The organism is Deltaproteobacteria bacterium, assembly GCA_019308995.1.
Lineage (GTDB): Bacteria > Desulfobacterota > Desulfarculia > Adiutricales > JAFDHD01 > JAFDHD01.
In genome coordinates, this window is the sequence record JAFDHD010000092.1 from 1 (window position 1) to 5,661 (window position 5,661).

At 43.7% G+C, this 5,661-nt stretch carries 6 protein-coding genes; all 6 read right to left on the minus strand.

Annotation, left to right across the window (positions count from 1 at the left end; genetic code table 11):
* Positions 1-332 precede the first annotated feature (332 nt).
* Positions 333-824: a DUF2059 domain-containing protein gene (locus JRI95_13090; GenBank protein ID MBW2062477.1), complete on the minus strand. Its 492-nt coding sequence runs from the start codon at positions 822-824 to the stop codon at positions 333-335.
* Positions 825-986: 162 nt separating this feature from the next.
* Positions 987-1,106: an IS3 family transposase gene (locus JRI95_13095; protein ID MBW2062478.1), complete on the minus strand. Its 120-nt coding sequence runs from the start codon at positions 1,104-1,106 to the stop codon at positions 987-989.
* Positions 1,107-1,738: 632 nt separating this feature from the next.
* Positions 1,739-2,359 (minus strand): hypothetical protein, encoded by a 621-nt coding sequence (locus tag JRI95_13100; GenBank protein ID MBW2062479.1) that lies wholly within the window; start codon positions 2,357-2,359, stop codon positions 1,739-1,741.
* 675 nt (positions 2,360-3,034) lie between these two features.
* Positions 3,035-3,892 (minus strand): crotonase/enoyl-CoA hydratase family protein, encoded by an 858-nt coding sequence (locus JRI95_13105; GenBank protein ID MBW2062480.1) that lies wholly within the window; start codon positions 3,890-3,892, stop codon positions 3,035-3,037.
* A 438-nt stretch (positions 3,893-4,330) separates the two neighbouring features.
* Entirely contained in the window at positions 4,331-4,618 is a 288-nt protein-coding gene (locus JRI95_13110) for a 2TM domain-containing protein (GenBank protein MBW2062481.1), read from the minus strand.
* 36 nt (positions 4,619-4,654) lie between these two features.
* The gene (locus JRI95_13115; GenBank protein ID MBW2062482.1) at positions 4,655-5,509 is read right to left on the minus strand and encodes a DUF4097 family beta strand repeat protein; all 855 of its coding nucleotides are present in this window, start codon (positions 5,507-5,509) and stop codon (positions 4,655-4,657) included.
* Positions 5,510-5,661: the final 152 nt, after the last annotated feature.

Sequence of the window (5,661 nt, forward strand, 5' to 3'; positions counted from 1 at the left end):
GATAATACCGCCTCAGATTAATCATTCATACCATCTCCTTTTTTGTCTTTCTTTACTAAGAGGACACTTGACCCTTTTTTAGGCCTGCTGTCAACTCAAGTCGAAACTAACTCAGATAAAAATTTATTGGTAGTTGAATACTTGAATGTCTGGTCAATTAAATATCATAACAGAAATATCTAATTTTACCACCCAAGCATGATTGACAAAATGTAGGGCGTGCTCTGCGCACCATTTATAAAGGATTGGATTATTTTCATAACTTCCTCGGTATGGTCCAACGAGGGTGCATCATCATCCTGCTAAGGTTTTCTTGAGATGAGTTGTAGAATTCATTCTGTGAGCGCCTTAATTCTTAAAATTACACGATACATTATTGTTTGTGCCAAATCCTTCCCCAACTCTTCCCCTTCCGCTTCTAATATTGGTTGTTTGGCTATCCATGATTTACCTACTGGTGAATCAAAAAAATAGACAATTACCTTCAGTTCAGATTCTGTGAAGTGTTTGGCATATATTTTGGCGAGTTCCCATTTAAGATCTTTCTCAGATGATCTTATCTCTTCCATAAGTATATTTTTAAAAGTGGTCATTGCAATTCGGGCTTCGCGGTTGTCACTTTTATATGTCTCAAAATAAGACTCTATCATGATTTCAAATACTTTTAAAAACGTTTGTGCTTCCCCAGATTTTTCCACAACTAAGTAAGCAAAAATTAGTCTTTCTTTTTCACCTCCACTAGCTTGTCCTGCCAGCAATATGGTGAAGCTAAAAAATAGCGCAGCTAACGTTTTTGTGAGAATGGCAGTTGATATATTTTTCATGAGTCAACTCCTTTCTACATTTAATCGAGATTATACGGCAATGATGGGGTTTGCCTGGTTTCAAGTCTTCCGACACCGCTTTTCACCTTTGATATAGGCGTCTAGCCGGTTCAGAAGACCTGTTGCTGTATTGCACCCGGATTCCTGGACACCAGTTTAGCCTCATGCGGCTAGTTTGGTCAAGTTTTGCTCACGATACTCAGTCGGGCTCAAATATCCCAGTTGCTCCATTCGCCATGATTGGTTGTAGTTTCTTATAAAGTGGTCTACTGCTTGTCTCACCTCCGCTACATTTTTGTAGATGCGGCGGGTGGCTCAGACAGCTTGTAAAGGTTGTCTGAGTGCCGAAGGCACAAGAAATCCAGTTTGAAGGACTGATCCACATCTCCTCGCTCTTTTTTAACACATACCACCTTGCTGAACCATAAAGTAAGCCTAAATGCTAGGCTACTAATTTTACCACCCAAGCATGATTGACAAAATGTAGGGTGAGCTCTGCGCACCATTTATTAAGGATTGGATTCTATTCTTCCGTGCTCGATTTAAGGTCACCGAACAGCACTGGGCATTTATTTATTTATTCTTTTTTCTTTTTTCAATTTTCGTTTTTCCTTTGGATTAAGCTGGGCCTTTTTCTGTTGTTCCCTTTTGCCTTTGTCTTTTTTCCCCTTATCACCCATAACTGTTTCTCCTTGCTTGAAAATGACTTACGCCGGACTGTGGCGGTAAAACCCGTCTTCGGTCGTAGACATTAGCGGATGAGATCGTTTGGCGTCACGCTCGCAGATTTCTCGTCCGTCCCCTAACACTGCCTGGCATGCGGCCTAACGTGGAGCTGAGACGCGCGGGAAGCCGCAGGCGTTTCCGCGTCGATGCTTCAGCGACTTGTTAGGCGGTCCCATTAAATAAACGGTCTATCCTACCCCTATCGCACACGAACCATCCTTACGTAACCAAATGCCGACAGACACATTTTGGAAGACGTTTCCGAACATCGTAACTTCACCGACTTTGATCCCGTTACCCGTTAAAACGAATAACTCCGGTTTAGGAGCATCCGAACATTTAATAAAGTACCCATCTGGCGCATATAATTCTGCGTCCGCTTTGAACGACTCGCCAACACCATGGGATAGTTCGAACATCACTTTATTTTCAAGACTGCAGATGAACTTGCCCGGCGTGTCTCTTATCTCGATGTTCACTTTTTTTCCTGCTTCGGTAGGATAAACTCGGTTGCTTTTAACCTTCGCCAGATATGTTCCGTCTGAGTGATAAATTGGTATCTGTGTCGTAAAACCAATACCATGTTCTTGAATGACCTCTATAAAGGGCTGTCCAGAAGCTTTTTCACCTAAGCTTTGGCAGACTATGCGGTGCATAGTACCTTCGTTCAAAGGAGGAGAATTGTGCTCAGCAAGGTGAAAAAACAAGTCAATGAGCTCTTGTCTCATCCCGTCGGGAGCATCCAAATCAATGTTTCGGACAGGCCGCTCCACTTCGTCAGAAGATGAAAACTCTCTGAAATTGCTCACCTTCATACCTCAAAATAAGAGAGTTCAAAAAGTTGAAAAAGTTTTCCTGGCATCCCATTGATACATCTTATCATTAGCTCTAACAATGTTTATATGGATCCGTATAACATCCCAATATATCTCTTATAACACACATAAAACACTTAAACAAGAAGGAATGCTTTGGCTCGAATTCATTCTATATCAATGTCTTATTTTTTTACTGCTTTTGCCAAAGATTTTATGCGGATCAGCATAAAGGTCGCAATGCCAGGCTTAAAACGCATCGGCGGGGCTAGGTTCCCAGCCATCCCACGATTAGCGAAGACTGCTGGCCTTTTTGTTCACTCAATCGGCTGGGCAAGCCATGACCCGAAAGGTCATGCGCATTTTATGACCTGATCATGTCCATACCCTGGTCTAGTTCCCCGGGGAAGGAGAGCTGAGGCCTTTTTTATGAAACAATGGAAACAGCGAAGCTCTGCGCTTATCAAGCGCAATCTCAGGCGAGATCAAGCCAATCGGGAAATCGGTGTAAGTGGAGCTTGGATGAGCGCCCTAGGCAGACCTCTTGTGCTGACGTACCCCGACAACACAAGTTGTCGGGGCCACCCGCCAATCGGGACTGTGTGCGGAAATGCTGGCTCATGAGCAGCCGCATAGCTTTTTTAATTTTTTCAGATTTTTTTGAAGCGCCTAATCTAATTTATATGGTCTTTCGTCCCACCAGGGATAAAAATCCGGCATGTCTGCACTCGGTTTCATGGGAAACTTCGGAGACCGCTTTTCCAGAAATGACCTGACCCCTTCTTGAATATCCTTGCTTTGCATCATATAAAACAGGGCCTGGGATTCTATCTTGTGCGCCTCCATGGGGTGGTCGGCTCCGAGCATGCGCCAGAGCATCTGCCGTGATAAGGCCGTTGATACGGCCGAAGTGTTTTCGGCAATCTCCATAGCCAGGTCCCTGGCCTTGGGTATCAGATCATCCGGAGGCAAGACCCGGCTGACAAGCCCTCCCTTAAGGGCCTCTTGGGCGGAAAAAACCCGGCCGGTCATGATCCATTCCGAGGCCTGGGCAACCCCGACTAATCGAGGCAGAAAATACGTGCAGCACCCCTCGGGAACCATGCCCCGACGATTAAAGACCAGTCCCATTTTGGCTGCTTCGGAAGCGATTCGGATATCCATGGGCAGAGTCATTGTCGTGCCCACACCCACGGCCGGTCCATTGATAGCTGCGATGACTGGTTTCGTTGTTTCAAAGACCTTTAAGGTGAACTGACCGGCCGTGTCCCGCGGGGCCTTTCCATCTTCTCCGGCAGGGCGCGCCTTGTAGTTTGGCCCAGCGCTCAGGTCCGCGCCGGCGCAAAAACCACGGCCAGCCCCGGTTACTATGATTACACGGACTTCATCATCCGAGTCGGCCGCGTCAAAGGCCTGGATCAGTTCGTCCATCATCTCCACTGTCCAGGCATTTAATCTATCCGGTCTGTTAAGGGTGACCGTAGCGATCCGGTTTTCAATCTCGTATAAAATAGTATTAAAATTCATGTGGCAATCCTCCGAGTAAATAATCCGAGATTATACGGTAGTTTTCGCATTGACTTTGTGATGCCATTTTTTCACTTGAACTGATTTTCCCTATTTACGGGCATACTAACCCTAGCTACTTAGCCTGTCAATCAGTGATCCGGCCTTCACCCAGGCCCCAGCACTGCGCCATAAAGGGGGGCCAAAGGGGAGGCTGAAGCTGCATGCACCCTTCATCGCCGGCCACGATACGAGACGCTAGAGGCGGCCTTGATGATCCGGTGGATAGCTTTCACCATTGAATCTTACTTTAAATTGGATGTTTACGAAACTTCAGTTTCAGGGTGGGGGTAGTGGAAAATATTTCACTGTTCTTTTCATAAGAGTTAGCAACACCTGCCGATAATTATAAACGATGCTGATTAAGGCTGATTAAGCCTGTTTACTAATGATTTTGTATTATTCTTTGGGATTCTCATCCTTTTCCATAATTTTTTTTATCTTTTTTTCTTCCCAATCCTCACCAAGAAACTTACCTTTAAGAACAAATGTGTTTGAAGCATGAATTAAAACTCCAATTCCCCAAAAAACAGTTACCCAATAAAACCATAAGCTGCCAGGGCTTGTAATAAGATTTATAATAAGAAGAACTAAATTCATTACAGCGTATGAAAGTAGATGACTGTAAAAATCTTTTACTTCTTTAACCCTTTTCTTTGCCTTTTCGTATTTCTCGTCATTCATCATTATTCCCTCCCTAGTGTTTACTTGTTAATCGAACTTTTACCTGTAAGTTTGACCTCCAGAACTGCTCTTTCCCTCAATAAGAATCTTACCATTACCTGTGACAACTCTTCCCTTTGCGCTTGTTGAGTCTATCTTTATTTTTCCGGATGAAGATTGAAGATCAAAAGTGAAGTCATTCATATTATTGATAAAATCAAAATTGATTTTCCCTGAGGTTGTCCGAAATGAGGAATTTTTAGTTATTCTGATATTACTTCCTTCTTGTTTCCCTGAACTGGATTCAAGGTTCAGACCGCCCTCATGATCTGTAATATATAATGCCCCGGATGAAGAATGAGCGAATATATCGCCCTTTACCCCTTCGTAAGTCTGTTTGCCAGATGATGTTTTCGCTTTGATATCCCCATCTGATTTCAGAACTGTAATTCGACCGGACGATGTCTTCAGGTTCTTTTTGCCATTACAGCCCTCCATGGCGATCTGACCTGAACTACTGGTTAGATGGAGGTCTGATGAAATTTCCTTTAGTTCTATGGCCCCAGATGATGTTTCAAGCTGTATCTCTTGAGACGTGATACCCTGTATCATGATTTTGCCTGAGCTGTTATTGACGCTGACTTTGAATTCATGGGGAACTTTAAATATCATTTTAGGCTTCTCACGAAAGGGGAGGTTAATACTTGAAAATAATTTTTTCTCTACCCAGAACTTCAGTTTGGAACTGGTTTGCTCGTGTAAAACCTTGACATTGTCTCGTAGAAATTGAGAGGGAATTATGATCTGAGCTTCTACGGCTGTTCCAGGATATCCTGCAACTTCCACAGCAAAAAACGATCCGTCAATGACAAGTTTGTCAACCCCTGTGAATGTTAGATTTTCTTGACCGGCCATAACAACTCCTCCTGAACACAATAGCCAAAGACCAATACAACCCATGTTCCCCTTGGATCGAAATGCGAAAGATAGTAGAACTATTTGAAATTACACAAAATATCAGACATTACCTGACTAGTCATTAGTGTCTACACTCCCTGATTATCCAA

What these genes read in the sequence shown, in the direction of transcription:
- JRI95_13110 (MBW2062481.1), bottom strand. Translation starts at nt 4,618, where the DNA reads ATGATGAATGACGAGAAATACGAAAAGGCAAAGAAAAGGGTTAAAGAA.
- JRI95_13090 (MBW2062477.1), bottom strand. Translation starts at nt 824, where the DNA reads ATGAAAAATATATCAACTGCCATTCTCACAAAAACGTTAGCTGCGCTA.
- JRI95_13115 (MBW2062482.1), bottom strand. Translation starts at nt 5,509, where the DNA reads ATGGCCGGTCAAGAAAATCTAACATTCACAGGGGTTGACAAACTTGTC.
- JRI95_13105 (MBW2062480.1), bottom strand. Translation starts at nt 3,892, where the DNA reads ATGAATTTTAATACTATTTTATACGAGATTGAAAACCGGATCGCTACG.